The sequence below is a fragment of the Mesorhizobium sp. AR07 genome, assembly GCF_024746815.1.
Lineage (GTDB): Bacteria > Pseudomonadota > Alphaproteobacteria > Rhizobiales > Rhizobiaceae > Mesorhizobium.
Genome location: NZ_CP080525.1, coordinates 3,553,439 through 3,578,695 on the forward strand (window position 1 = coordinate 3,553,439; position 25,257 = coordinate 3,578,695).

At 58.7% G+C, this 25,257-nt stretch carries 19 protein-coding genes, 1 tRNA gene and 4 pseudogenes; 12 read left to right on the top strand and 12 right to left on the bottom strand.

Annotated elements, in window-relative coordinates; translation table 11 throughout:
• Positions 1 to 66: 66 nt before the first annotated feature.
• Positions 67 to 1,230, bottom strand: coding sequence for a D-alanyl-D-alanine carboxypeptidase family protein (locus BPNPMPFG_RS18100; protein WP_258590095.1), 1,164 nt, complete (start codon positions 1,228 to 1,230; stop codon positions 67 to 69).
• Between the two features lie 216 nt (positions 1,231 to 1,446).
• On the opposite strand from BPNPMPFG_RS18100, the gene BPNPMPFG_RS18105 reads away from it, so the two are divergent.
• Both BPNPMPFG_RS18105 and BPNPMPFG_RS18110 read left to right on the top strand, forming a co-directional pair.
• Positions 1,447 to 2,610: a M20 aminoacylase family protein gene (locus BPNPMPFG_RS18105; RefSeq protein ID WP_258590096.1), complete on the top strand. Its 1,164-nt coding sequence runs from the start codon at positions 1,447 to 1,449 to the stop codon at positions 2,608 to 2,610.
• 83 nt (positions 2,611 to 2,693) lie between these two features.
• Positions 2,694 to 2,770 (top strand) — tRNA-Arg (locus tag BPNPMPFG_RS18110).
• A 363-nt stretch (positions 2,771 to 3,133) separates the two neighbouring features.
• Here the strand turns inward: BPNPMPFG_RS18110 and BPNPMPFG_RS18115 are convergent.
• From BPNPMPFG_RS18115 to BPNPMPFG_RS18125, 3 genes are all read right to left on the bottom strand, one after another.
• On the bottom strand, positions 3,134 to 3,490 hold the full coding sequence (locus BPNPMPFG_RS18115) for a hypothetical protein (RefSeq protein WP_258590097.1): 357 nt from the start codon (positions 3,488 to 3,490) through the stop codon (positions 3,134 to 3,136).
• Between the two features lie 595 nt (positions 3,491 to 4,085).
• Positions 4,086 to 5,144, bottom strand: a complete 1,059-nt coding sequence (locus BPNPMPFG_RS18120) for a YihY/virulence factor BrkB family protein (protein WP_258590098.1) — start codon at positions 5,142 to 5,144, stop codon at positions 4,086 to 4,088.
• An 812-nt stretch (positions 5,145 to 5,956) separates the two neighbouring features.
• Positions 5,957 to 6,523 carry an ABC-type transport auxiliary lipoprotein family protein gene (locus tag BPNPMPFG_RS18125; protein ID WP_258590099.1) on the bottom strand — a complete coding sequence of 189 codons (567 nt, stop codon included), beginning with the start codon at positions 6,521 to 6,523 and terminating at the stop codon, positions 5,957 to 5,959.
• A gap of 177 nt (positions 6,524 to 6,700) precedes the next feature.
• Here BPNPMPFG_RS18125 and BPNPMPFG_RS18130 point away from each other — a divergent pair, with 177 nt between their 5' ends.
• A complete protein-coding gene (locus BPNPMPFG_RS18130) occupies positions 6,701 to 7,312 on the top strand; it encodes a DUF2062 domain-containing protein (RefSeq protein WP_258596805.1) in 612 nt (203 codons plus the stop codon).
• A 128-nt stretch (positions 7,313 to 7,440) separates the two neighbouring features.
• Here the strand turns inward: BPNPMPFG_RS18130 and BPNPMPFG_RS18135 are convergent, their stop codons facing one another.
• Positions 7,441 to 7,716, bottom strand: coding sequence for a hypothetical protein (locus BPNPMPFG_RS18135; RefSeq protein ID WP_258590100.1), 276 nt, complete (start codon positions 7,714 to 7,716; stop codon positions 7,441 to 7,443).
• Positions 7,717 to 7,885: 169 nt separating this feature from the next.
• A pseudogene (locus BPNPMPFG_RS18140) lies at positions 7,886 to 8,096 on the bottom strand (cold-shock protein).
• Positions 8,097 to 8,835: 739 nt separating this feature from the next.
• On the opposite strand from BPNPMPFG_RS18140, the pseudogene BPNPMPFG_RS18145 reads away from it, so the two are divergent.
• Together BPNPMPFG_RS18145 and BPNPMPFG_RS18150 are read left to right on the top strand one after the other, a co-directional pair.
• Positions 8,836 to 9,123 (top strand): annotated as a pseudogene (locus BPNPMPFG_RS18145) (CorA family divalent cation transporter); the annotation flags it as partial.
• A 404-nt stretch (positions 9,124 to 9,527) separates the two neighbouring features.
• Positions 9,528 to 9,833 (top strand): GlsB/YeaQ/YmgE family stress response membrane protein, encoded by a 306-nt coding sequence (locus BPNPMPFG_RS18150; protein ID WP_258590101.1) that lies wholly within the window; start codon positions 9,528 to 9,530, stop codon positions 9,831 to 9,833.
• Positions 9,834 to 9,959: 126 nt separating this feature from the next.
• Here the strand turns inward: BPNPMPFG_RS18150 and BPNPMPFG_RS18155 are convergent.
• Positions 9,960 to 10,261, bottom strand: a pseudogene (locus BPNPMPFG_RS18155) (ABC-type transport auxiliary lipoprotein family protein); the annotation flags it as partial.
• Positions 10,262 to 10,381: 120 nt separating this feature from the next.
• Here BPNPMPFG_RS18155 and BPNPMPFG_RS18160 point away from each other — a divergent pair.
• The 3 genes from BPNPMPFG_RS18160 to BPNPMPFG_RS18170 all read left to right on the top strand — a co-directional run bounded on the left by BPNPMPFG_RS18160 (position 10,382) and on the right by BPNPMPFG_RS18170 (position 12,626).
• Positions 10,382 to 10,687 carry a hypothetical protein gene (locus BPNPMPFG_RS18160; protein ID WP_258590102.1) on the top strand — a complete coding sequence of 102 codons (306 nt, stop codon included), beginning with the start codon at positions 10,382 to 10,384 and terminating at the stop codon, positions 10,685 to 10,687.
• A 146-nt stretch (positions 10,688 to 10,833) separates the two neighbouring features.
• Positions 10,834 to 11,202, top strand: a complete 369-nt coding sequence (locus tag BPNPMPFG_RS18165) for a PAS domain-containing protein (RefSeq protein WP_258590103.1) — start codon at positions 10,834 to 10,836, stop codon at positions 11,200 to 11,202.
• A gap of 50 nt (positions 11,203 to 11,252) precedes the next feature.
• The gene (locus BPNPMPFG_RS18170) at positions 11,253 to 12,626 is read left to right on the top strand and encodes a PAS domain-containing HWE histidine kinase family protein (protein ID WP_258590104.1); all 1,374 of its coding nucleotides are present in this window, start codon (positions 11,253 to 11,255) and stop codon (positions 12,624 to 12,626) included.
• A 514-nt stretch (positions 12,627 to 13,140) separates the two neighbouring features.
• Here the strand turns inward: BPNPMPFG_RS18170 and BPNPMPFG_RS18175 are convergent.
• A complete protein-coding gene (locus BPNPMPFG_RS18175; protein ID WP_319945940.1) occupies positions 13,141 to 14,007 on the bottom strand; it encodes a PRC-barrel domain-containing protein in 867 nt (288 codons plus the stop codon).
• A 290-nt stretch (positions 14,008 to 14,297) separates the two neighbouring features.
• Here BPNPMPFG_RS18175 and BPNPMPFG_RS18180 point away from each other — a divergent pair.
• From BPNPMPFG_RS18180 to BPNPMPFG_RS18190, 3 genes and pseudogenes are all read left to right on the top strand, one after another.
• Positions 14,298 to 14,567, top strand: a pseudogene (locus BPNPMPFG_RS18180) (GlsB/YeaQ/YmgE family stress response membrane protein); the annotation flags it as partial.
• Positions 14,568 to 14,743: 176 nt separating this feature from the next.
• Entirely contained in the window at positions 14,744 to 15,007 is a 264-nt protein-coding gene (locus tag BPNPMPFG_RS18185; protein WP_258590105.1) for a YMGG-like glycine zipper-containing protein, read from the top strand.
• 56 nt (positions 15,008 to 15,063) lie between these two features.
• A complete protein-coding gene (locus BPNPMPFG_RS18190) occupies positions 15,064 to 15,702 on the top strand; it encodes an outer membrane lipoprotein carrier protein LolA (protein WP_258590106.1) in 639 nt (212 codons plus the stop codon).
• A 1,056-nt stretch (positions 15,703 to 16,758) separates the two neighbouring features.
• Here the strand turns inward: BPNPMPFG_RS18190 and BPNPMPFG_RS18195 are convergent.
• The 4 genes from BPNPMPFG_RS18195 to BPNPMPFG_RS18210 all read right to left on the bottom strand — a co-directional run bounded on the left by BPNPMPFG_RS18195 (position 16,759) and on the right by BPNPMPFG_RS18210 (position 22,899).
• A complete protein-coding gene (locus BPNPMPFG_RS18195) occupies positions 16,759 to 17,235 on the bottom strand; it encodes an Hsp20 family protein (RefSeq protein ID WP_258590107.1) in 477 nt (158 codons plus the stop codon).
• Positions 17,236 to 18,276: 1,041 nt separating this feature from the next.
• Positions 18,277 to 19,506, bottom strand: coding sequence for an OmpA family protein (locus tag BPNPMPFG_RS18200; protein WP_319945941.1), 1,230 nt, complete (start codon positions 19,504 to 19,506; stop codon positions 18,277 to 18,279).
• An 891-nt stretch (positions 19,507 to 20,397) separates the two neighbouring features.
• Positions 20,398 to 21,346, bottom strand: a protein-coding gene (locus tag BPNPMPFG_RS18205) for an IS630 family transposase (protein WP_258590109.1) whose coding sequence is annotated in 2 segments (ribosomal slippage) — positions 20,398 to 21,009 and positions 21,011 to 21,346 — 948 coding nt in all. Because the reading frame shifts where the segments join, the coding sequence is not laid out codon by codon here.
• Positions 21,347 to 21,621: 275 nt separating this feature from the next.
• A complete protein-coding gene (locus BPNPMPFG_RS18210; protein ID WP_258590110.1) occupies positions 21,622 to 22,899 on the bottom strand; it encodes a class I SAM-dependent methyltransferase in 1,278 nt (425 codons plus the stop codon).
• Positions 22,900 to 23,830: 931 nt separating this feature from the next.
• Here BPNPMPFG_RS18210 and BPNPMPFG_RS18215 point away from each other — a divergent pair.
• Complete coding sequence (locus BPNPMPFG_RS18215; RefSeq protein WP_258590111.1) at positions 23,831 to 24,139, top strand: hypothetical protein; 309 nt, start codon at positions 23,831 to 23,833, stop codon at positions 24,137 to 24,139.
• The last annotated feature ends 1,118 nt before the right edge of the window (positions 24,140 to 25,257 follow it).

Here is a 25,257-nt window from a genome sequence, read left to right on the forward strand (position 1 = left end):
GGCTCTAGCCGTTTGTTTGAGCATGACCTTATCCGAAAACCGGATTCCATTTTTCGGGATCATGCTCTAATTCGCGACCTTGACCGGCTGGTCGCCCTGGGCAGCCGAACCCGCTAGCGTCGGCTCCGTGCCGGTCGGTGCCGGCCTGTCGGGCCGCCAGCTCGGGATCGGCACGTCGGCATATTCCTGGCCGCCCTGGGCGAGCATCGCCTTCGGCGCCGGGCCGCTGGCGCCGCCAAGGCCGACAGCAACCAGCGTCGGCACATGGTCGAGCTTTTCCTGATAGGGTGATTTCGGCACATCTTTGGCGGCGACCGGCGGTGCCTCGGACTGTTCCTCCGGTGCCTTCTTCTTGCAGATCTCGTCATGCATGTCGTTGGGCGAGACGGTGTCGCCGTAGGGCGCCAGCGTGGCGATGGTGGCCGAACCGGCGGCCGGCGCGTCAAAACCCTGGTCGAGCAGTTTCGCCGCGGTCTCGGCCCGGGTGACTGCCGACTTCTCGCCAAGCACGACCGCGACCAGCGTGCGCCCATTGCGGGTCGCCGAGCCGATCATGTTGAAGCCGGAGGGGCAGACGAAGCCCGTCTTCATGCCGTCGGCGCCGGGATAGCGTCCGATCAGCAGATTGTAGTTCGGGATCGCTTTCTTGCCGACGGCAAGACCCTCGATCGAGAACCACGGCGCATATTGGGGAAACTCGCGCCGGATCGCCATCACCAGCACGGCGAGGTCGCGCGCCGTCGTGTACTGGTCCGGCGAATAGAGCCCGTTCGGATTGACGAAATGCGTGCCGTTCATGCCGAGCCGGGTCGCCTCGGCGTTCATCCGTTCGGCGAAGGCTACCTGCGAGCCGCCGACATTCTCGCCGACGGCCATGGCGATGTCGTTGGCCGACTTGACCAGCATCATCTTCAGCGCGTTGTCGAGCCGCATCACCGAGCCGGGCTTGAAGCCCATCTTGCTCGGCGGTTCGGCGGCGGAATGCTTGGTCACCTTGATCGGCGAATCAAGCTGGACTTCGCCGGCCGCAATCGCGCGGAAAGTGACATAGGCGGTCATCAGCTTGCTCAACGACGCCGGATACCAGCGCTTGAACGCATCCTGATGCTGCAGGATCTTGCCGCTGTTGAGGTCGAACAGAACCACCGGATTGGCCAGCGCCGGCCCGGCCAGAACCGACAGCACGATTGCGCCAGCCGAGAATAGTTTGAGGAAATGCCTGTGCCGCATGATCAAATCCGAAATCGCCTCTTGCCGTAGTCACCCCTGGCTCCGTAAGATTTCGTTACGCGATCGCCAGCATAATGGGTCCGACCCTCAAAACCCGGACCGCATCGTTGCGGTGCTATTTACCCTATGTGACGCCAACATGGCAAAGTGCCTGACGATCACAATTAGAAGGCAGCGGGGAAAACCCGCCTGTCCCAACAGCGAGATGGAACCATCATGCCAATCCTGAACCGTGCCGCCGAAATGCAGGACGAGGTTGCCGGCTGGCGCCAGCATCTGCACCAGACGCCAGAACTGAACTTCGACGTCTTCAAGACCGCCGCCTTCGTCACCGAGAAGCTGAAAGCCTTCGGTTGCGACGACGTGGTCACCGGCCTCGGCAAGACCGGCGTCGTCGGCATCATCCGCGGCCGCCAGGGCGAAGGCCCCACCATCGGCCTGCGCGCCGACATGGACGCGCTGCCGCTCAACGAAATCAGCGGCAAGCCCTACGCCTCGACCGTTCCCGGCAAGATGCATGCCTGCGGCCATGACGGCCACACGGCGATGCTTCTGGGCGCCGCCAAGTACCTCGCCGAGACACGCAACTTCACCGGTTCGGTGGCGGTGATCTTCCAGCCGGCAGAGGAAGGTGGCGGCGGCGGCAACGAGATGGTCAAGGACGGCATGATGGAGCGCTTCGACATCTCCAAGGTGTTCGGCATGCACAACATGCCGGGCCTGCCTGTCGGGCAGTTCGCCATTCGCCCAGGTCCGATCATGGCGGCGACGGCCGAATTCACCATCACCGTGCGCGGCAAGGGCGGCCATGCGGCCATGCCGCACGGCACGATCGACCCGATCGTCATCACCAGCCAGCTGGTCGGCGCCTTGCAGACGATCGCCTCGCGCAGCACCGACCCGGTCGAGGCCGTGGTGGTGTCGGTCACCATGTTCCACGCCGGCGATGCCTACAACATCATCCCGGAGACGGCCGAAATCGCCGGCACCGTGCGCACCTTGCGCAAGGAAATCGCCAAGAAATCAGAAGAGCGCATCCGCACCATCTGCGAAGGACTGGCAACCGCGTTCGGCGCCAGGATCGAGGTCGATTATCAGGCAAATTACCCCGTCACCTTCAACCACGCGGAAGAGACGGTGTTTGCCAGCGACGTCGCGGCAGGTGTCGCCGGCGACGCCCAAGTGCACCGCGGCATCCAGCCGGTGATGGGCGGCGAGGACTTCTCCTACATGCTCGAAGCCCGCCCCGGCGCCTTCATCTTCATCGGCAATGGCGACACCGCCGGCCTCCACCATCCGGCCTACGACTTCAACGACGAGGTCATCCCGCACGGCATGAGCTATTGGGTCAAGCTGGCGGAAACCGCACTCGCTGCCTGACCATCAGCTCCAAGGGCCGGTCGAATTGCGTTCGGCCGGCCTCTTGGCGAAACGATCCGAAGCGGCTATGTGTCGGGCCGCGTGGTCCCGTAGCTCAGTAGGATAGAGCGGCAGATTCCTAATCTGTAGGTCACAGGTTCGATTCCTGTCGGGATCACCATGCTTTTCAATGACTTATACAGCATTTTGCCGTGCTTTTTTGCGAACTACCGGAAGCAAATAGTACGGCGAATTTCGTAGACCTACAGACTTTTGGCACACATATTCAAGGACGAAGCGGCCAAGCACTGCGATGCGCAAATTGAGGTAGGGCATCGAGTGTTACCAATCACGTCTGCCGGTTTTTCGACGTACCGAAACTGCGGACGGAAGCCGCAACCGCCCCTCAGCATGGACGTCTCCTGGCCGCCGCAGGTTCAAATCACTGCCCAGCAACCAACGATTTTTGTGTTTAGTGGGATGCACTCTGCTTGCTTGTTATGGCGGCGGGATCGATCGTCGGGACTTTCATCGGCGTAGCGGGCTACTTATAGAACCAGCGATTGCCACTAGACCCACTGGGGTTGAGGGTGAGACCAAGCAGCAGACCCATTGCAGCGCCGAGAATGAAGGCGGTTGACACTGTACCCGGGTTGTCTTGGACGGCTCCGGAAACAGATTGCGCCCCGGTCCGAAGCGCCTGAGCTGTACGGCCCGCCTGATCGGCAGCGCTATAATACCATCCTGTGGCTTCCTCGCCGACCTCTGCTGCGCGCTCAGCAAGCGTTCGATTGATCTTGTTGATCTCGCGCTTCAACTGAGCAACCTGCTTCTCCAAGGCTTCCTGAGCTTCGCGCTGCGTCAGCCTCGGTGTCGTGGCGTCATTTGGGTCATCAGCCATCTTCAGACTCCTTGATTGTGAACCCTCAACGGCCAACGGCTGCGTAAGGTTCCTAAGAGAGAAAATGCCCGCACTGCAGGGGACTGGCGTCCGGTTCAGCCGGCGCCTTTCTGGCAGCCTCAGCGGGCGGCGCCGGCTTTTTCCTCGACCGTCTCAGTATTCCGGTCGACTTTGCCGCAGGGCTCGTAAACGACAATTGTCGTTTACGTTAGCTCGCTCATGGATGCGGTTGGCTGCTTGGCGCCATCCACCCGCAGCCGGTCCGGGGTACGGAACCGTCGCCCTGCCGCGTTGATTACATCGCCGTCGGTCAGGGAGATCAAACAAATGACTGTCATACGGACTATCCAACCAACGGAGCCGTATGCGATTGCTGCGCGGCATGGCCGAGCGATCCTAAATGATGACTATGAGCTAGTGGCAGAAAGAAGTCGTTTTGGCTAAAAGATCGCCGTCAGCAAGCTCGCCATAACCTAAGCCAGACCGCGGCTAGGCGAACGGCAAGCGGCAGGAAGTAGAATTGAGCGATCAGATCAGCAGTATAGACGAATGCCGACCAGCGCCCCCGCAGGGCGCGGCGATTCAGATTTGGTGGTTACTCAGCAACCTTGCCAAGAGTATCGGCAACCACGGCCCCTCGCTGACCCATCGGCAGTGGCGGCCCAGTGGTTGAATCGCGCGATGTCTGATGTTCCATTTCAGCGTTGATCGCGGCGCCGACAATGAGAATGACGACCGAAATCCAGGTCCACATCATTAAGCCGACCACGGCGCCTAATGATCCGTATGTTACGTTGTAATTGGCGAAATGCTGCAGATAGAAAGAGAACAGCCACGACGCGACCAACCAGACCAGCGTTGCCATCACGGCACCCCAACTCAGCCAGCGCCATTTGGCTTTCGCCCGGCTCGGGCCGAACCGATAAATGAGCGATATCCCGGTGAGTACGGCCAGCATGAGAATCGGCCACCGCCCTAAAACGAAGAGCACTTCTGCCCATTTGTCGAGATGCAGGTACGACAAGACGACGGGAACCACCCCGACGGCAAGGAGCAAAACGATGCCGATCATTAAGGCACCCATGGTGAAGCCGATCGACATGATGTTTAGTCTGAGAAAGCTGCGTTTTTCAGTCTCCGCGTAGGCGATGTTCATGGCGTCGAAAAGCGCTTTGATACCGCTGTTGGCGCTCCACAATGCAATAGACAGGCCGACGAAAAACCCTACGCCAAGAGCGCTGGTGTTCTGATGTGCCAACGCTTGCAGTTGCTGACGAATGAGATCGAGTCCGGTCGAAGGAAGCAAGCCGGCGAGATAGGAAACGTGATCGGCTACGGTTACTGGATCGGCTACAAACCCGTATAAAGACATAAAGGCCGCTAAAGCGGGAAACAGAGCAAGCAGCATGTAGAAAGTGGCACCAGCGGCCACGAGCAGCATGCGATCCTTGTTGAATTCCTCCCACACGCGCCAAGCGATATCCTTCCAACCTAGAGCAGGAATCTGGGATGGCCATTCAGCCTCCCTGCCTCGCTCTTGCCCGACCTCACCTGCAGTCGTTAAGCGAGCCTTGGACGAATTTGCCGCGTGGCGTTCCGCCTCCCTGTCAATAAGAGATTTGCCTTCTGTGTGCTTAGGTGGTTTTGCTGGCATTTCGAACAGTTCGCATCGTCCATTAATCGGAGTTTGATCTTCGACATTGCACCGGCCTTAGCGCAGATGGCGCGGTGACCGAATGGGAGGCTGCTAGGGTGTCCTGAATAATTTCCACTACGATGTAACGCGTCAAAATCCACCGAAGTTCCAGGAATGAGACGTGGGTTCGTACCTTGATAGGATGGAATGTGCCGCCAAGGCGGACGATAACCTAAACCTAACTGGTCGAACGCATGGAGTGTCGCGCTTCTGGTAGCCACAGCAAGAAAATCCGAAATCGATCGCCGCGTTATCCCGGGCTTACGACTTCTCTGACTGGGATGGTGTGGAGTGCGAACGAGCTTTGGAACATTAGTGGTTTTGGACTGTTGAGGTAGTTCTTCGGGTGCCGCTTCTTGGCGTAGGAAGCGGGGCAAAGGAATCCATTGGCCCGCCGTGCCATCGGTCCTCATTTGGCGGGCTCGCTGAGCAGAAAGGGAGAGATGATGAATCGTATTATTTGGGTTGTTGGCGCGATCGTAATTGTCCTTTTTATCTTAGGCTTCCTAGGACTGCGATAACCCTGCAGGATACGCCGTCCGCGGCAGCGCGGTCACGCTGCACTTGACTTGCACCTCCTGCCAACGTCGCCTTTGGGGAGGGCAAGCAGCTTTGTGCTTTCAAAGTCGCTGGCGTCTTCGGATTATTGGATCCTCACCTTGGCGCAGCACCTGACGCTCCGGCGAGTCTCAATTACCAATCCAGATGCCCATCCGCCCATACGACGCATATTTGCTTCGGACGCAGCCGCAACCGTTGGCTTATCCGCATCAGATCACCGTGTCCGTCCAGCGCACGATATCCTTCGCCGCCTCGCCGAAGGCGCTGTCCAGCGCGTTGACATAGGCCGGATTGCCACTGCCCGAGACAGGGGCCGAAGCGGTAAAACTCTTCGAGGCGCGCACCTCGCCGTTGCGGTCGTTCAGAATGCGTACGGACAAATTGACCTCGGCATGCTCGCCGCCATTGACGCGGACTTCGAAGGAGCGGATCTCGACGATCACCTGATAATCGATCGCCAGCCCCTCGCCCGGCTTGCCGACGCCGGCAAAGCTGCCGGAGCGCTGAAAAGTCTCGGCCAGTCGCGCCTGCACGATCAGCGGCAGCCGGTCGGCCCATTGCGCGCCCTTGAGATACCGGATCGAGCGATCAGACGGCTTGATGACGATGTTCTGGCTGTCCAGCGCCTTGAGCGCGGAAGGCTGGGCGATCAGAATCTGGCGGCGGCTGTGGCCATGCGCATCGATCGAGGGGGCGGACAGATCGAACGTGTCCAGCGGCGCGGGTTTGCCTCCCAACGCCGCGCAACCGGCGAGCGCAAGCGCAAGCAACGCCAAACTAGCTTTCAGGGCGTCCGATTTCACCCCAAGCGATTTCACACGCAATCACCCTTATTCCCAATATTTCTAAACCTGACAAACCGGAACAAAGCAACACAGCCCGCGTTTTTTCTGCCTACTGCGATTACATTCCGACGGACAAGTCCCGCAGCGTTGGCGGAGTTAGGAACGAGAGTGCTCTTTCGACGCCGGAACCCTGATGGTTTCTTCGAGCGCTTACGCACCTATATGTGGCCGCGCAGTTCCTTCTCGCGCTCGCTCCAGTACTTTTCAAAGCGCATCCTGCGGCTGAACGCCACTCCACACGCCGTGGCGGCTGGGGTCGCAGCGGGGGTCTTCGCCTCATTCTTCCCGGTTGGTTTCCATTTCGCCATTGCCGCCGTCCTGTGCTGGCTGATCGCAGGAAACCTGGCGGCGGCCGCACTTGGCGCAGTTGTGTTCGGCAATCCGTTGACGTTTCCCCTGTTGTGGGGTGCCTCCTGGGAGACCGGCAAGGTCATTTTGCACGACCGTGTGCCAAGTCACGGCCCGCCTGCGCATCTGAGCGAGATGTTGCATACCCTTTCGTTTTCGCAATTGTGGGGACCGGTGCTCAAGCCGATGCTGATCGGCGCGGTGCCGCTTGGGTTGATCTTTGGCCTGTTGTTCTATGGCATCACGCGCTGGGGCATGACTGCTTTCCGCGAACAGAGGCGCAAACGGCTGTCCGAAAAGGCGAGTCGGCTTCTTCAGCAAGAAGACAACGCAATACTCCCCACTCTCCCTAGGCCGCCTGAAAGGCTATGATGGAAGAGGCCCGCGCCGGCTTGATGCAGGAAAGCCGCGACGAGGCCCTTGCTAAGGCGCATGACGATTTCTGCGAGATGACCAGACCGCTCGTGCCTCGCGAGAGTTCGCGAAGACTGGCTTTGGTCTTAAACCCTATCGAAGGTGAAGGATGTCAGAAGCGTAGTGACGAAATTACTGGCCTTTTCCTTGACGAGCAGCTCAGTCCATTCGTCCGTGCCTCGGAGCATGAGGCCAGTGTAGATGCTGTCCACCGCAGCCTCTTCTATGCGCTTGATATGCGACTTGAACACCGTTTCGTCGCCCGTCCTGTAAATATCCCGCACGACCATTCGCAGGATTTCCTGGATGGCGATCTGCCATGCGGTATTGATAGTCTGAAGCTCGCTCGTTGTTTCGGTCATCCAGATCTCCTTGATCTTGACGGCCATCGACAAGAGGCGGCATACACGCGCAAATTAGTGGGTCGGTTGGCCGGACATAGAAAAGGTCAGGCAAACTTTGCCTGACCTCGCTTGGTCTCATGCTTTCAACAGTGCCAGTACATCCGTGGTCAAAGGAAAGCTGAACCGATCAGACGGCCTGCAGGTTGCAGGCCGACATTTTGCCCGACTTATTGTCGCGCTCCATTTCATAGCCGATCTTCTGACCTTCGACGATTTCGCGCATTCCAGCGCGTTCGACGGCAGAGATGTGAACGAAAGGCGTCGGCGCCGCCGTTGTCAGGCCGAATGAAGCCGAAGCCCTTGGTGGAATTGAACCATTTAACTGTGCCAGTGGTCATGATGAACCCTTTCATAGCAATATTCGACGACGGCAACGCAAGAGCGCTGCCGATTGTGACGATGACGATTTTGAAGGGAAGGTTCGTTCAGGGCGCGGTGCCAAACGCGCGATAACCAAAGCTCAGCACGCAATATCGACAGGGTTATTCATGTCCTACCTCAATGGCGGCGTCAACTTTTGGTTTCGGAAATTGTGCCCTCAACTTTTTGTTGCTCTCTTCGAGAATGCAATCGGCCTCCCAGCCTCAGGACAGCGACTGGGTAGAGAACGGCGTCTGGATCCACACGGCAGCCATGCAAAATTGTGCATTGCACAATGCCTCGCATCACTCGATGTTACCCGGGTCGGCCATCTACTCCTCCCAGATGCGATGCCGATGCAAAGTGAGCCACACCTCCTCCCGTGGTAAGCTTGATATAGAAACCCGCTGCCACCTCCTCCCGGCAGCGGGTTTTTCATGCCATAAGGACGGCCCGACTAGGCAATTGCGCTCTCGAGAGCCAATGCCCAAATCCGGATCATATTCCCCGATTTCGTAACTGCTGGAGGGCTTTAAACGCTCCGCAGCTGTTCGTGACCGCCGCCTATCAGGAGTGGACGTCGGGCGGTGACGGATCTTCTGGAGCGCGGCCTGGACTGTCCAAAGCCGCATGATCACGCTGCGCTCGCCGGATCTTTGTGCGACCTTCTCTCAACCAAAGCGCAATAGTAATCAGCGCTCGGGTATGGATAAGCTCGACGTAGCGTCGCTCGACAATTACGAGGTGCATCTCTCCGACAAGGTGCAGTTCCTGCTCGACGCTATGGTTGGATTAATCGGCATTGCACAAAACGACATCTTCAAAATCCTCACCATCGTCTCGATCGTCGGCATTCCTCCAACCTTGATGGCGAGCATCTACGGCATGAATTTCAAGAGCATGCCCGAATACGACTGGGCTTTCGGCTATCCCTATGGTTTGCGGATGATCGCTCTCAGCGCAGTTATTCCGCTGGCGTGGTTCAAATGGCGGGGTTGGTTCTAGGGCCCCTTTGGTGCGGAGGGAGAGCCCAAGGCTCGGTCCGCAGGGCGACATGGATTCTCGTTGAGGATCTCGCCTGCGGCCCACATGACACGGTTCAGCAGCAAGTTTCCGGTCATCAATCGTCGTAAGCTGGAACCAAAAGGCCTGCGCGATCTGCACATCCGGCGAGCCACTTGGTGGCGCGTCTCGCCGTGCTTCGAAAGTGAACGACCGCAACGGGAGTGGGTAGCGGTCGCAATCGGTGACCATGTTATCGACCGTCCTATTGGTTGGGTCGCCGCGCGGCGGTCGCGTCGAACCACAGACGCGCTTTGGCTTTCGTGGGGATAGAGGATCGGCTATGGAACTAGTCGCTGGTGGTAGACACGAATCGCGCTGCGAAAACCAGGGCCCGGAGGATCACCATGCATCTGACCAACGAGAGCATCATAGTCATATTGGTAGTCGGCCTTATTGCCGGATGGTTGGCCGGAAAGATCGTGCGGGGCTCCGGCTTTGGTCTAATCGGGGACATCGCGATCGGACTCATCGGCGCGTTCATCGGGGACTGGCTGCTACCCCGCTTTGGCATCCATCTCGGGAGCGGAACGATCAGCTTGATCGTTAATGCCACCCTCGGCGCGATTGTACTTCTCCTAATCATCCGGTTGGTTGCTGGTGGCGGTCGTCTCGGGGGCGGATGGAGGGGTCGATCTGGTCGGTGGCGGTAGCCCGGGGTTCGAGGCCATCGTCTCAAAGGACGGCCGCAACCGGATTTTGCACGGCCTCAGTTGAAGGCTGCATTTAGCCGGCGGGTCAATACGACGCTCAACGTTCCACAGATCCAACGAATGGGCGGCCGACACAAGCGCGCTGACATAGGCCTGATTGCCGCCTCCCGAGACAGGCGCGGAAGCGGTGAAGCAGGTCGAGGCAAGCACCTCGCCCTTGCGGTCGTTCAGGATGCGTACGAACAGCTCGACCTCGGCATGGTCGCCGCCGTCGACGCGCACTTCGAATGAACGGATCTCGACGATCACCTGATAGTCGATCGCCAAGCCTTCGCCCGGGTTGCCGACGCCGGCAAAGCTGCCCGAACGCTGGAACGTCTCGGCCAGCCGCACCTGCACAATCAAGGCAGCCGGTCGGCCCACTGCGACGCTATACGGCCGATATAGACAGTGCGCCATCACCACAGACGTGGAACGCAGCGGTATCGTTGTTATCTTAAATCAAAATTTCGCTTGACGACCGACCTGACCGCTCCAGAGTCACATTCATGGCGTGGGACATAGAGATCGGTGATGAGATTACGTTGACAGCCACCATCATAAAGGTGCTGCCAAGCGGCCGCGCCAGCGTCAGTATTCCGACCTATAACTTCCCCTTCGCGATCGATGCTCCCAAGAAGAAAAGGTCCGGCGACAATGTTAGTCTCGTCGGATATGTCATCCGCGTCGATGACCAAGATGGCAAGGTGACCGTGAAGGTTGGCGGTCTGGTCACGGTCGACATCGCCTCGATAATCGCGCACGGAAAGAGGCGAAAGTCAAAATCCCCACCGTCGAGAGATTGGCCCGACTAATCGCTTTTGCCGGGATGACGGAAAGTCCTCCGCACTCCCACGAACGACGGCCACTGGAGTCGTACGAACCATCGACGGAACGACTGTTGTGGAACGAATTGCCACGAACCGCATTTAGGTCGGTTAAGGAGCGATCGGGGACTCGGATGAAGGAAGTAACGCAGGCGAACGTTGTCGCCTTCAAGAGTCCGGAACTGTCCGGTGAGGATAGTAGGGCCTTCGACTACCAGGATTTCTTCAAGAACGGGGCCGTCGCGCTCCATCTGGTAAGCGCGGATGGTGTCATCCTTCACGCAAATCAGGCTGAGCTTGACCTTCTCGGGTTTAGTGCAGAAAATTATGTCGGCCGCCACATTGCCGAATTCTATCCCGACCGGGACGTGATCGACGACATTCTGGAACGGCTGACCCGTGGCGAGAAGATCACGCGATATCCGGCGCGATTGAGAGCCTGTAACGGATCGATCAAACATGTCGAAATCACGTCGAGCGGCCATTTTCGGACGGCAAGCTGATCAACACAAGGTGCTTTACGGTCGATGTTACCGACCTGGAGCGGACTCGCATGGAGTTGAGGCAGCAGGGCAGCACCTATCACCAAATTCTCGACGCCCTTCCGGTTGCCACCTATACGACCGACCAGCACGGGACGATCACCTACTACAACCGCGCCGCCGCCGACCTTGCGGGCACGGAGCCAAAAGTCGGCAAGGACAAATGGTGTGTCACGTTCAAGCTTTTCACTCCCGAGGGCAAGGAATTGCCGCATGACGAGTGCCCGATGGCCATCGCGCTCAAGGAAAACCGGCCGGTCCGCAACCAGGAAGCCATAGCACGCCGTCCGGACGGATCCTTTTTTCCGTTCCTGCCCTACCCCACACCGCTGCGGGATGAGCATGGCAATCTGATTGGTGCCGTGAACATGCTGCTGGACCTGACCGACCGCCAACGTGCCGAAGAGGTCAGGCAGCATCTGTCAGAGATTGTGGAATCCTCGTTCGACGCAATTGTCAGCAAGGATCTGAATGCGATCATCAAGAGCTGGAATCACGGGGCCGAACGGCTGTTCGGCTACACCGCCGACGAAGCGATAGGCAGGCCGGTGACCATGTTGATTCCGGATAATCTCCAGGACGAGGAACCTCGCATCCTCGAACGCATTCGCCGTGGTGAGCGGGTCGAAACGTACGAAACAATAAGTCAGCGCAAGGATGGCAGCCTGGTTCCGGTCTCGCTTACCGTATCGCCTATGCGTAACGCCACCGGGCGGATCATCGGCGCGTCGAAGATTGCCCGGGACATTACGTCGGCAAGGGAAAACGAGCACCGTATCCGCATGCTGATGCGCGAGGTCAACCACCGGGTTAAAAACCAATACTCTGTCATCCTGTCGATGATCCGGGAGACCAACAAACGATCGGAGACACCAAGTCAGTTTGAATCCCAGGTGCGTGAGCGCATCATGGCGCTGTCGCGATCCCACGACCTGTTGGTATCCGCCGACTGGAAGGGCGCCACCATCAATGAACTCTGGGCGGCCCAGGCCAGGCCTTTCCCACGGGGTGACGTCATCGACATGTCGGGACCATCGTTGGTCCTCAGTCCCAATTCGGTGCAGTATCTCGGAATCGCCTTCCACGAACTCGCCACGAACTCCGCCAAGTACGGAGTGCTCTCAGGGGATAAAGGCCAGATTGCGGTCACATGGTCCGTCTCCGGCTCCCGTGCTTCGAGGACCTTTCACCTGACGTGGGCCGAAACCGACGGGCCGATGGTTCAGACCATTGGACATGGCGGTTTCGGAACCGTGGTGCTGAAGCGGGTTGCGCCCGCAGCGGTTAGCGGGCAGGGCAATCTCGAGTACGGCCCGCATGGCATCACCTGGAGCTTGGAAGCGCCGCTGGCTGCCGTGGAAGCCTCTGTTGCCAATCGAGCTTAGAAACCGCAGGCCGCGTTCTACAATACCGAGTTCGGCGAACGGTGACCACGGCGCCGGTGTCACTGTCGTGGATGGCAGAAGGAACGCGCCTTCGGCTCCCTCGAAATTGATTTGGCCAAGCAAACGCTTGAAACGCCGCTACGGCATCTCGATTGCGGCTACCATTTCACGCTCAACCCAGTTTATCGCTTAAGGATGGCTGTCGCCGAAATCCTTGAGACTCGCCCGTAGCGGTCATCCGTCCAGCTCAGCGAGCCACCAAGGTCGCCGCAGCCGACAGCCCACAGCGCCTGCACCTACACATTCGCTCTGAGGACCAATGGACAGGACGACCTTCTCGAGAGCGCCGCTGCTTGCAACCGGTAAAGACCCTGAACGTGCTACGTTATTCAGCCGATCGGAAGATCGAGGTGATCTCGTCTTGTGCTCACATACCCGGGATTGTCAGATCGCACAGCATACACGATCGAAAAAAACGTGGCCCGCGCCTAAACAGCGCGGGCCACGTTGGGGTCTACTGGCCAACAATGATCCGCTGTTTGTCGCGATTCTGCGCGTAGGTGCCCTTGTCATAGGCGGTCTGCGCCTCAAGCTGAGCCTTGGTGAAGTTGGTGTAGAGATACCGGTTGCCGTCCTTGTCCGACATGAACTTCAGTTTCTCCAGGCCCATGGCCACCTGTTTTTCGCCCATGCCAAGGAAACCGCCCACGTTGACGATGACGGCATCGACCTTCTTGTCGCCGGTCATAACCACGTCGCCGATCTCACCGACTTTTGCATCGTCGGCGCCATAGACGTTCGTGCCGATGAAGTCCTTGGTGCTGATTTTATCCATCGGCATCTCGGTCAGCGAAGACTTGTCGATTGCCGCGGTGGTCGTCTTGTCTGTCGTCGCCGCGGCCGGCTGGTTTTTCGCGGTAGCGGCAACATTGTTGCTGTTGGACGCCGATGCCGTGTCGTAGACCTTCAGGTCAAAATCCTTTTGCGCTTGAAGGTCTTCCTTGGTGGTCTTCGCGACCAACCAGCGATCACCCTTCTTCTCGACCCACTCGGCCTTGCTGAAATCGTAGGCGACGTTCTTTTCCCCTAGGCCCAAGAATCCGCCTACGCCGATGATAATGTACTTGGCTTTGCCGTCCTTGGTGAGAACGATGTCTTTGACATCGCCGATCTTCTGGGCATTGTCTGCGGCGCTATCATAGACGTCGGCGCCTATGATCTTGGTGACGAGGCTGCCGTCTGCAATAGCCGCCGGCGCCGTCGCCGCAGTGGTCGTAGCGGTGGCAGGTTTGGTGGCATCTTCAGCGGCGGCCCCTGATACCCACAGGCCAGACGACAGCAGGGTTGCTATTGCGGTGGTAGCCAAAAGTTTGCCGATCATGGTACGTTTCCTTGTGCGTTAGTGTTGATGCACGCCGCGTTCGGCCGAACCATTGCAGGGAGGCTGAACGCGGCACAGTTTGCGACGGCACAACGGGCCGCACGATGCGAAGTTCCCTTTGGAATTCGGAAGTGGCCTGAGATGGCTGGGGGGCTCGCGTTAACCGCAGCGGAGTTGTCGGCATCCGAACCACATAAGATTCCCTGCTGCGACTCGCATTTTTCTGAGCGTATACGGCACCTGTATCGCGGGAACTTGTTGGCCCCTGAACGTTCCCCTGCCGAAGCAATTTGCGGTTCGAGGAAAGGGAAACCTATGCAGAATCGTGGCTCGGCTGGCTGGCAGCGATCATCATCGGCGGTATCGCGGGAAGGGTCGCCGAGATGTCATGAAGAGCAACATGGGCGTGCTCATGAACATCATTTTGGGGATCGTGGGGTGCCATTGTCGCCAACCTCATCCTGAGCGTGATTGGCATATCGCTGGCCGGCTGGCTGGGCTATTTGGTCGCCGGCTTCATCGGCGCGTGTATCTTGATCGCGGTGGGGCGAGCGATAAAAACGCGCGGTCGCGCTCAATCTGAGGCCTTCGCCCGACGAATGGCTCAGTGTCCCTCAGCCTATGCAGTCCGCCTTGGAGCGAAGACGAGCTGTTCCATGAAGGCGACAGGGCCATGGATCGAAAAACCCCTTGGCGCATTTATTCTCCGGCCAATTAAGGCTTCAGGAGAGGACCCATGAAAAAGACACTGCTCATTTTGAGCCTGCTAATCCCGCTCGTAGCGTGTTCCCGTACCGAACAAGGCGCTGCCGTCGGTGGCTTGGGAGGTGCCGCGATCGGTGCCGCGGTGGCCGGCGATCCGGTACAAGGTGCTGTCGTTGGTGGTGCAGTCGGTGCGCTGGCCGGTGCGGTGATCGGGCATGCCAGTGAGGCAGGTCAATGCCGTTATCGGGATCGTCATGGCCGGGTTTACATTGCCCGGTGCCCGGACGGCTACTGATACCTAAGGCGCGTGATCTGTGCGATCACGCGCCGTCACCAAGGTAGGACAATTGGATGGCCTATAAAGTCAAAACACTGCTCGGTGTCTGGTTCGTCCTTCTAAGCGCTGCCGCGATCAACGTCGGCCTTATGCCCGCGCTTTCGGCCGCACCAATCGCAGCGCAGACGATCGCCGATCACTTCTCATCGGTAAAATCCATGTCCGGCGACTTTGTTCAGTCGGGCCCGAAGGGAGAAAAGACCAGTGGCAGGTTTTTTCTCAAGCGCCCGGGCAAGATCCGATTTAATTTTGCCGGCCAATCAGGGGTCACCGTAATAGCCGATGGAAAATCGGTGGTCGTCTATAATAAAAAACTTAAGACATCGCGGCTCTATTCGCTCTCGAAGACGCCGCTCAAGCTGCTACTCGACAACAAGGTAGACTTTTCTGGCAGACACCTCAAAAGCATCAAAGAAGAAAGCGACCTGATAATTATCAAGCTGGTTGACCGATCAGCCTATGGTAATTCAAACATTTCGATGATGTTTGACAGGAAATCACTCGATTTACGAAAATGGAGCCTTACCGACGAGAAGGGACTAACCACAACGGTGAATATCTTCAATGTAAAACTGGGTGTTCCACTTACCGAAGGAACCTTCACTATCGATTACGCGGCAAACCGGGAGTACAACACCGCCAAGTCGCGGTGAAGTCGGTGATCGAATTCTCTGGGGCAATGCCGCCCCGGAGAGACAGCGGACGAATCGCATCGCTTTGCCGCCCCAGAATCGTAGCACCAGTTAGCCGGGAGAAAGCCCGCCTGCGGGCTGCAACTTGAGCAAGGGGTTAAGCAAACGCCAAATGGTATGACCACGCCCTTCCTTCGCAAATCATCAAGAACGGAACCTTCTCGATCATTCAAAGGTAGTCGTCCGTCGAGTGTTCGTTCACCCAGACTGGAAACGACGAACAGCCCGTCTCGGCCCCCTCCGAGGCGGGCTATTTGCATTGAAGCCGGACCTGTATGGGGAAATAATATAACATCTTCAAACGCCGTTGAGCCAAACTGCAAATCTGGAAAAGCCCGCGCCTCTGGCGGAGAGCGCGGGCTCCGATCGAGTGCGGACCCGATCTCCAGCAGATACCGAGGGGTCGTTATCTGCTGCCCAGTACGAACCCTTAGCGGCGGCTAATGTTCCAAAAGCTCTCGCGATCGGGTAGAGCGGCGCGTAGATGGCCGATACCGTTAAACAAGTACCGGCTCTGGGGACGCCATCGCCCCGCCACCGCCTCGTCTTGGGACGATTGCACGGTAGGCCGGACAGGGCGGAGGATCATCGTCGTCATCGCGCCGGCGACGATGCGGCCAAGGCGCCCCCTTATTCTGACGTCGTCGAGCATACGGCGCTCCCCAAAGCGTGCGATTCCGATTTTGACGGTTGTCATCCGACACGCCGTCCAGGGTCTCCAAAGCGCGCAGGATGTCGTCGATCATGGCTATCGTTCCATCCTCCAGCTGACGCAGCAGAGGTATTCCGGGAACCGAGCACGCGTCGGACGCCCAGGAAGCCAAAATCGCCCGCTTCTCGGCAGCACTCAGGTCTGGAAGGCCGACAACGTCGTCAGGATGTGTGATCCCTTGTTGAGCCGTCCTGCATTTCCGGTTTGCCAAAAATTCGAATCCGGTTGTCATCTCCATTCTCCGCAATCTGTGCCTCCCGGCTGGGCCGGGAGGCGGGACCGCAGTCTTGCGTTAATTCGGGGAATTAGGCGACTTGGCGCCGTCGCTCCGTATCCTGGCTGATCTGCTGTTGCTGAGTGGGGGCTGCGGCGCTCGACGAAACAAGACCGATGCGACGCGGCTTCAATTCCTCGGGGATCTCGCGAACGAGGTCCACCGAAAGCAGACCGTTGTCCAGCGTGGCCTTCGCAACTTTCACATAGTCCGCCAATTTGAAGACTTGCTTGAAGTTGCGGGTCGCCATGCCGCGGTGCAGGATCTGGCGATCGCTCTCTTCGGGCTGCTTCTGGCCGATCACGACCAGTTCCGGCCCGTGCTGGGTCAACTCAACTTCGTCGGGGCTGAACCCGGCGATGGCCATTGTTATCCGGTAATCGTGGTCTCCGGTCTTCTCGATGTTGTAAGGCGGCCAGTCCGAGCGCACGCTGTTGTCGAGCATGTCGAAGAGACGGTCGAAGCCGACCGTAGTGCGATAGAGTGGGGCGTAATCAAAGCTTCTCATAGCCATATCCTCCGTAAAGCAACATGGGTTACAAGCAGCGTCACTGCGACGCCTGTTTCGTCGAGCCTAAGCCTCGACGGCAAACGATTTGGGAATGGCCAAGAAATCGTTCAAGAGCCAGAACGGATTTTTTTCACTCGGCTTTTTCGATACCTTAACTTCGAACAAAAGCTCGATCAAACCTCGGCTTGGGATTGCCGGAGCAACCAGTCTGCAACGTGGTAGGCACAACCGGGATGCTATTTCCAGTTCTTGGAGGTGGCGGTTGTACCGGCGCTATCGACGCTGCCGGCTAATCGCCGCGTGCGCGCGCGGATTGTCGCTACATAGGCTGGTGATCCTGGTGACAATGATCGCTTGAAGCCGGGCGTCCCCTGCCGGCTAGGCCACGTCATCACCACCGAGTCATCGAGCGAGTTCGAATCTGCAGAAGGTAATGGTATCAGGTCCGGCCAATCTGGCCGGACCTGCGCCATTTCAATGAGCGCTCGAGTTCTACAGTTCTCGCAGCCGATAGGTACTTAACGCAGGTGGTCCGCCTGATCGCGGCGACGTTTCGGCTCGGGCGGCCTGCCGTTTTTCAGGCGGACATGACGCTGCTTTTCTCGTCAACAACTCTGCCCTTTGCCAGCTTTGCGGGCGGTGTCCATGCTTAATGAACTCCGGACGACCAAGCTCCGCGCGCACCACGCAGCCAGGCGGGCACATTCTGGGGGAAGTTCAAATGCCGCTTCAACCACCAGCGCGCGGGCGGCCACCCAGGCCCGGCATTTTGATAAGAGCCGGCGGCTTGTGCCTGAGGCAGGTACCCGTCGCTCTTAGGTGGACTAAGAGCGACGGGCGGTGTTGCCTGAAAATGCGGAACTGCTACTTTAGCCGCAAACGAGATGCTAACGGCTGCACGGTAAATGAAGTCTTAAAAGCCCCGTCGGGGTTTGAAAGACAAGCATCTTCCGTCATCGGAGCAGGCCGGCCATTGGTCCCTGGGCTGGCAAGTGTCTCGCGATTCGGCGAGCTTTACCGAATCGCGAGATGTCTTGGTCAGTTGGCGCTGGCGACGGGCGCCACAAGCGGCGTGATGCGGCGAATAGCGACGCGGCGGTTCTGCCGTTCCGGTCCCGTCGTGTTCACCTTGAGATAACGTTTGCCGTAGCCTTGGGTCGTCAGGTTTTCCGGCGGGATGCCGAAGGCGCTGGTCAAGGCCTCGGCGACTGCCTCGGCTCGCCTGTCGGACAAGGCCAGGTTAGCGTTCTCGCTACCGACTGCATCGGTGTGGCCTTCGATGAGGAACGTTTCTGCCGGGTTCTTCTTCAGCAACCTGTTCATTGCATCCGCCACCCCTTGCAGCTTCTTGACTTCGCTGTCGGAGATCGAAGCCGAACCGGATTCGAAATTCAACGTATCTAGATCGACACGACGTGCGATATCGCGAACACGGGCCGAACGCTTGACCTCGACGACCGAGTAGAGCCGTTGGACCTTTTCCACCGGCGGCTGTTCGAGGAAGGTATAATAGTCTCCCTGATCCTGGACCGACTCTGAGTCCAGTATGTATTGGTCGCTGGGGATGGTCAGCTGCATGGGCGGCAAGTCATCTCCAGGATCGCGCCAGTCGTGCACGTCCTGATAGTAGTGCTCGTCAACATAGCTTAACACGTATTCGCGACCATCGGGCGTGATGCGCGAACGTTGGATGACGTCGCCATTGCTGTTGCGGATGGTGACGATCTGGTTGCCGTTGTCGCGCACGATGGTTTCGCGCGTACGGCCGCGCGGCAACTCCTCATAGTAGACATCCTTGGCGCCCCGGTCCAAACGTGGAGTTTCGTTGCTTTCAACAATAGTTTGGTTGTTGAACTGGATGATCAGGCGATCGCCTTCCGTCTGCACGTCTGCGCCTTGCGGGCGTTCCTTCGCAAGGACGTCAGGCGCCTTGTCAAGGCGCTTGCCTTTTTCGTCGGTAACCGGAACGATCTTTTCCGGCTTGATCGCCTCCTGCGCTGCCTTGTCGTCGGCAGGTGGTGGCCCTTTGGCAACTGCGGCGGGCGCGGGAGCGGCACCCTGGTCACTGCCGCCTTGCTGGGCAGGCTGTTTGCCGTCCTTGCCAGGGCGTTTCGCATCCTTCTGACTGTCAAGGATCGGTGCGGCGTTCGGATCAGTCGGTGCCTCGCCCTGGACCGGCTTTTCGCCTTGGGCGGGCGCCGCCGGCTCACCAACGGCCGGTTTTCCGCTGGCGGGGGGCTGCTCGGTTGAAGGTTGGGCTTTTGTCACGGGCTGCTTTGATGCAGGCGCCTCGGCGGCAGGCTGCGAGGTGGCAGGTTTCTTTTCTGACTTGCTCGTAGGTTCCGCCGGCTGTTCGCCCTGGGCAGGCGCAGGCTGATTGGTCGGAGCGGGCGCCTGGGGAGCCGGGGTGGGCAAAGGCGCCTTGTCTGCGGGCGGCTGGACTTGCTTTCCTGGAGCCGATTTGTCGGGAGCCTTGTTGGGCGCAGGCTCGGCTGGCGGCGCAGGCGCAGGCTCGGCCGTTGGAGCGGGCTGTTTCTTCGTGGACGGTTCAGCCGGTGGCGTGGATTCTGGAACGGGAGCTGCCTCAGACGCCGGAGCTGCCTCTTTTGGCTGAGCCTGCGGTTTTGGAGTAGGCTGTGGTTCGGTCGCTGGAAGTGGAGCAGCGTTTTCGGACGGAGCCTGTTGCCTTAGCGCGCAGGCTTCGGCGGACTCGCCCTCCTTACATTTCAACTTGATAAAAATCGGCGGTGCGGATGCGACGAACCGCGCCGCGCCGAATGCTGCGCTGCTGAGCGGGGCCCCCAACGGCGCTGAGGCGATAAGCAACCCGAGTGCGGTGCTGGCCAAAATCTTTGGTCGGCGTGTCATCTAAATTCTCCGTGTCATGTCCCGTCGCTATCCAAACTGGGCACTGCCACATTGGTTCCCCGTCAAGATCGAATGGCGCGCTTGTCAGCAGACACGATAGGCGGATCAATCGCTACTCCCTCTCATTGGCACTCATTGTTGCTATTTTTATGTGGTGATTAGCGATACCCGCCGGGCCGCCTCACAAGATCCGCGTAAGCCCACCTGAACCCTTCTGGCGCAATCCCGCTTTGGCATAATAAGCAGCAATCTCGAATCCGAAGGCACGCGCGGCTTTCAAGCTAGAGCGTTTCACGTTTTGACGGAAGCGTAGCCGGCGTTTTCGAAGTAGTTCTTGCATTCTGCTGCCTCGATGGTTTCGACAAGGTGGCCGATGTGGCGCCATGTGTCCTGGACGGTGCGCTTCTGGGCTTGGCGCATCCAGTGTTTGATCTTGGCGAAGGCCTGCTCGATCGGGTTGAGATCCGGCGAGTAGGGCGGCAGATACCAGAGCCTGGCGCCGGCAGCCTTGATCATCTGCCTGACGGCTGTCGACTTATGACTTCCGAGATTATCCATGACGACGATATCGCCGGGCTTCAGCACGGTGATTAGCTGCTGCTCGACATAAGCGCGGAAGCATTGGCCGTTGATCGGGCCGTCGAAGACGCAAGGCGCCGCGAGCCGATCCCAGCGCAACGCGCCGAGGAAGGTCAGCGTGCGCCAATGGCCATGCGGAGCCAGGCCGCGCAGCCGCTTGCCCTTCGGCCCCCAGCCTCGCAGCGGAGCCATGTTGGTCTTGATCCAGGTCTCATCAATGAAGACCAGGCACTGCGGATCGAGACCGCTCTGCCAAGAGCGCCATCGCCGGCGCCTGCGGGCAATATCAGCGCGCGCCTGTTCAAGGGCGAACAGCGTTTTTTTTGAAGCTCAGGCCCTCGCGGCGTAGGAACAGCCACACCGTATTGTGCGAGACCTTGACCCCGCGAGCATCCAACTCTTCCTTCAGCCGATGCAGCGTCAGTTCAGAGGTCTGATTGATCCGCTCCACGATGAAGGCCCGATGCGGCTCCAGAACGCGCTTGCGGTGTCCGCCCATCTTGCCCAGCGCCACCGAGCCGGTCGCACGGTAACGCTGCGACCACTTCACCACAGAGGAAACTGCAACGCCAAAGCGCGATGCCACCGAACGGCAGTTCTCACCCGCTCCAACTGCCTCAACAACACGCTCACGAAGATCGTTTGAAAGGGCTCGCGTCATCAGATGCTGGCCTCCAATCCAGCCAGCATCTTGAATCACAAACCTCCTTCTTTGGGAATCCTACGATTCTCTCAAGATAGGAAACGCTCTAGCAGGCTGTGGAAAAAGGATCGGAGATACCCGTTTTGAATCTGATTTGTACTCGGTCTGATTCCGATACGTTCCGTGAACAAAACAGTTTTTCAACAGCCTGCTAGTGGTGTGCGAATGCGCCTCCACCGGCTCTGAGGCTGGTCGCTACCTGGTCGTGATCAAGATCGCTGAGACCGCGCGGCTCACCGTCCATAAATGTCGGCCCGCGTCGGCGGCAGGCCACTTGGACCCCGCGCGCGCTTGGTCACGACAGTCTGGAAAATCTGTGCCGAGGCGCGCTCGAAGGTGATCGAGCAGCCGGTGAGATAAAGCAACCAGAGGCGCGCCTTGGCCTCACCCACCTCGGCAATCGCTTCGTCGAACCGTGCATGCAGGCGCTCCGCCCACAGCCTGCAGGTGCGAGCATAATGCTCGCGCAAATTCTCGACATCGTAGACGAGGAAGCCATGCGCCTCGAGATTGCCGAGCGTCATCCCGATCGTGTCGAGTTCGCCGCCAGGGAAGATGTATTTGATCAGCGCTTTGAATTCCGGGCCCTTGCGCAGGGTCTTTTTCATGTCTCCCTTGCTGCGACGGGTGATGGCGTGATGCAGATAGATGCCTCCAGGCTTCAGCAGACGATGGATGGTCGAGAAATAGGTGGCGTGATTGGCAAGCCCGAGATGCTCGAACATGCCGATCGACGATATCTTGTCGAACGAGCCGGAGAGTTCGGCGTAGGATTTTATCTCGATGGTGATGCGATCCTCCAGTCCTTCGGCTCGAATGCGCTCGCGGGCGAGTTTGGTCTGCGCCTCCGACAACGAGACGCCATGGCCGACAACGCCATAATTTTTCGCGGCATGGATGAGCATCGCGCCCCAGCCGCAACCTATGTCGAGCAATCTTTCGCCGGGCTTCAGCCTGAGCTTGCGGCAGATGTGATCGAGCTTGTCGACTTGCGCTTGGTCGATGCTGTTGGCGAAATCCTTGAAGTAGCCGCAGCTGTAGACCATGCGCTCGTCGAGGAAGAGCCGGTAGAAGGCATTCGAAATGTCGTAGTGGTGCTGGATCGCCTCCTGGCTCGAACCGCTGACGAAGGGATTGCGCCCGGAAAGATCAGTCCGCGCCGTCATCTGTTTTCTCGAAAACAGCACGGCGGGCAGGTCTCGCAAGATCGCCAGTTTCGGCAATGACTTGAGCTTCGTCCGCAGCTTGCCTTGCGACGGCAAGGCATAGAAATCGAACAGGGTCCCGTCTTCGACGTCGACGGTCTTGGAAATCCACATCTCAATCAGCGTCGAGAAAGAGGGCTGGCGGACCATCTGCCAGACGATGTCCTGATCGTTGATGGTGAGCACGGGGCCGGTGGCGGGACCGATCCGCTCACCGGTCCATAGCCTGACCGCAAAACCCGGCTTCAGAGTCTCAATCACCGTCCGGACGATGCGTGCGGCTCTGTCGGCGGCGTCCTTTGGCATTTCCTCGTCCTGTCGCAATGCTACGATGCTAACACGATGCCTCCGAAAGTGTGACGTCCATCAAAAGGCAGTCCATAATCTAGAGTCTCAGCCAGACTCAGCAAGTCCCGACGGAACGCGCGTGTGCCATGGCAACGGCTAAGCCGCACTTAAGGCGCGCCAATCCCTGATCCGCATGGCGGCGGCATTTTCCAAATCGACCAGAAAAGGAACCTTCTCGGTCATTCAAAGGTAGTCCTCCGCCGCGTGTCCTTTCAACTGTACTGGAAACGACGACCAGCCGCCCGACCGCAAATCTGAAAAAGCCAGCGCCTCTGGCCGAGAGCGCGGGCTCCGACCGAGTTGGCGGACCCAATCGTGAAGCAGGTACCGAGGGTCGCCAATACGCACCGTTAGAGTGCGTGCAACAAACGCGTCGCATGCGTGTTGGGCATCATCGGATGCAAGAAGGAACGAGATGGGGGACGACAAGACCAAACGAGATATTCATGACCGCGACCGCGTGCCGGGGGATGAGGAATAAGAGGTGGGCTACCTCGCCAACAAATTTTCCGAGGCTCGGGATCTCCAAGAAAAGCATGGCAATGAGCGTGAGCCTGTGAGGCGCGAGGCAAAGGCCCGCGGCAGCCGATGAATGACGTTCCAAATATCGGGCCTCCAATTGAAGGGAAGCACCACGGCGACCTTGCCGACGAGAGGAGGTATTTCTACTACTGCCGGACCTGTGGCAAGCCGGTAGACATGCGCGACCGTCGCTAGGTCATATTGCATGAGACGCTAGGGCACAGTCTGGCTCGACGGCGATTGTCGCGACGATCCAGAAGCTGAAGGCGGCAGGGCGGCAGCCAGCGAGGCCGGGCGTTAGTCAGATCGCCGCCTCATATATTAGCAATCCCTTGACGAACAGCTGCGCTGCTCCAGAATTCTATGCATGGCACGGGAAATCAATATCGGTGACAAGGTGGCGATTATCGCCACGGTTGGCGAGCGCATCGAGGATCGCGTGTCGCTGCATATTCCGACGGCTCTGCACCCCTATTCGACCGTCGATCCCGGAGCGAAGCCTGGCGACAGGATAAGGTTCGAAGGGGAAGTTGTGCACGTCGACGAGGATCTAAACAGGGTCACAGTGCAGGTGCTGGGGCGCCTCACGGTCGATACTAGCACGGTCAAGTTGGTGAGAAGATATCGGCGGCCGACCCGCAACGAGCCGCTGCGTGAAACGGTGGCAAAGCGTTAGAGGTCCTGTCAAGCGCGTCGCGTCCTGCGGGGGGCCGTGCGTTTCGAGTTCGCGGGCGGCTTCCTCGCTACTTGTGCGGGAGGCGCTTGCCGGCGAAGTAGCGTTGGTGGTAAATATCGGCACTGGCTTTTTGTTCGAGCTCCGTGTGGGATTTGATCCGATGCGGGTTTGCATGCTCCAGTCCCCACCACGTCGTTTCGCGTTTCTGCCAGCGCGATAATTAGCTCATCGAGCTTGGTGTGATGGCGGCGGTGTCGCGATAGCCCTGGATCGGCACGACAGCGAGTCGCACCCCTGCTTGCGGCAAGTTCACCGTGGGCCACCCTTGAACGTCAATGTAGCGTTCGGTGCGATGACATACCGAGTTCGCATCGGCATATACCGTATTCGGCCTCGACGACCTTCATCGTGGTCACCTTGCCGAGGATATCCGCCCAGCATGCTGCTGTAGCCGGCGGCCAGGTGCTGCACAAACCAGTTCGCAAGGGCCTTCCTGTTTCGGCGCGTCAAATGGGCGGTCTGCTGTGCAAAGGCGCCCGCTGGCCGGGAGCCAGCGGGCGACGGACCTTGCGGCCCTATTGACCGCCTGGAGGGGACCGGCGGGCAAATGGGATGACTTTCAGCGCTCCAATCTGAACTACAGGCAGACGATTTTCGGTCAGTTTCAAATAATCGATCTGATTCAACGATTCGGTTGGATTGCGAACCGGAACCTGCTCCTTCGGACGTTCATTGGGCTTGTTCGAAGGCGCGGATGCCTCGGATAGGCTACCATGGTTCAGATGCGTGCAGTGCTCATAACCATGGTCACGCGCACCGCAGCGAGAACAGCTCATCGAGATTTGGCCTAACAGCATTCACTAAAATGCGCGACTTGGATTTTGGTTGCCAAGGCTGGAAGCAAACATCCCGGTGCTGAAGACCCTCAAGAGGCCCCACACCCTACGAACACATCTGCAAAACCTGGGCAAAAGAGCCCGAGCACTTCATCCTAAATCCGATCCAGCAAATGCCGGGACTGAACACCGAGTGGCCCACCGTCCATCCCGTCGATGACACCGTTCGTTCCCACCCCATTTCGAGCCTCCCCGCCACCTCGCGCGGCTGTGTCGCCCTGA

Coding starts and splice junctions, on each gene's coding strand:
- BPNPMPFG_RS18120 (WP_258590098.1), bottom strand. CDS start 5,144: ATGCCAGCAAAACCACCTAAGCACACAGAAGGCAAATCTCTTATTGAC.
- BPNPMPFG_RS18190 (WP_258590106.1), top strand. CDS start 15,064: ATGGCCTATAAAGTCAAAACACTGCTCGGTGTCTGGTTCGTCCTTCTA.
- BPNPMPFG_RS18100 (WP_258590095.1), bottom strand. CDS start 1,230: ATGCGGCACAGGCATTTCCTCAAACTATTCTCGGCTGGCGCAATCGTG.
- BPNPMPFG_RS18165 (WP_258590103.1), top strand. CDS start 10,834: ATGAAGGAAGTAACGCAGGCGAACGTTGTCGCCTTCAAGAGTCCGGAA.
- BPNPMPFG_RS18210 (WP_258590110.1), bottom strand. CDS start 22,899: ATGCCAAAGGACGCCGCCGACAGAGCCGCACGCATCGTCCGGACGGTG.
- BPNPMPFG_RS18175 (WP_319945940.1), bottom strand. CDS start 14,007: ATGATCGGCAAACTTTTGGCTACCACCGCAATAGCAACCCTGCTGTCG.
- BPNPMPFG_RS18160 (WP_258590102.1), top strand. CDS start 10,382: ATGGCGTGGGACATAGAGATCGGTGATGAGATTACGTTGACAGCCACC.
- BPNPMPFG_RS18170 (WP_258590104.1), top strand. CDS start 11,253: ATGGAGTTGAGGCAGCAGGGCAGCACCTATCACCAAATTCTCGACGCC.
- BPNPMPFG_RS18185 (WP_258590105.1), top strand. CDS start 14,744: ATGAAAAAGACACTGCTCATTTTGAGCCTGCTAATCCCGCTCGTAGCG.
- BPNPMPFG_RS18150 (WP_258590101.1), top strand. CDS start 9,528: ATGCATCTGACCAACGAGAGCATCATAGTCATATTGGTAGTCGGCCTT.
- BPNPMPFG_RS18105 (WP_258590096.1), top strand. CDS start 1,447: ATGCCAATCCTGAACCGTGCCGCCGAAATGCAGGACGAGGTTGCCGGC.
- BPNPMPFG_RS18135 (WP_258590100.1), bottom strand. CDS start 7,716: ATGACCGAAACAACGAGCGAGCTTCAGACTATCAATACCGCATGGCAG.
- BPNPMPFG_RS18195 (WP_258590107.1), bottom strand. CDS start 17,235: ATGAGAAGCTTTGATTACGCCCCACTCTATCGCACTACGGTCGGCTTC.
- BPNPMPFG_RS18115 (WP_258590097.1), bottom strand. CDS start 3,490: ATGGCTGATGACCCAAATGACGCCACGACACCGAGGCTGACGCAGCGC.
- BPNPMPFG_RS18215 (WP_258590111.1), top strand. CDS start 23,831: ATGGCACGGGAAATCAATATCGGTGACAAGGTGGCGATTATCGCCACG.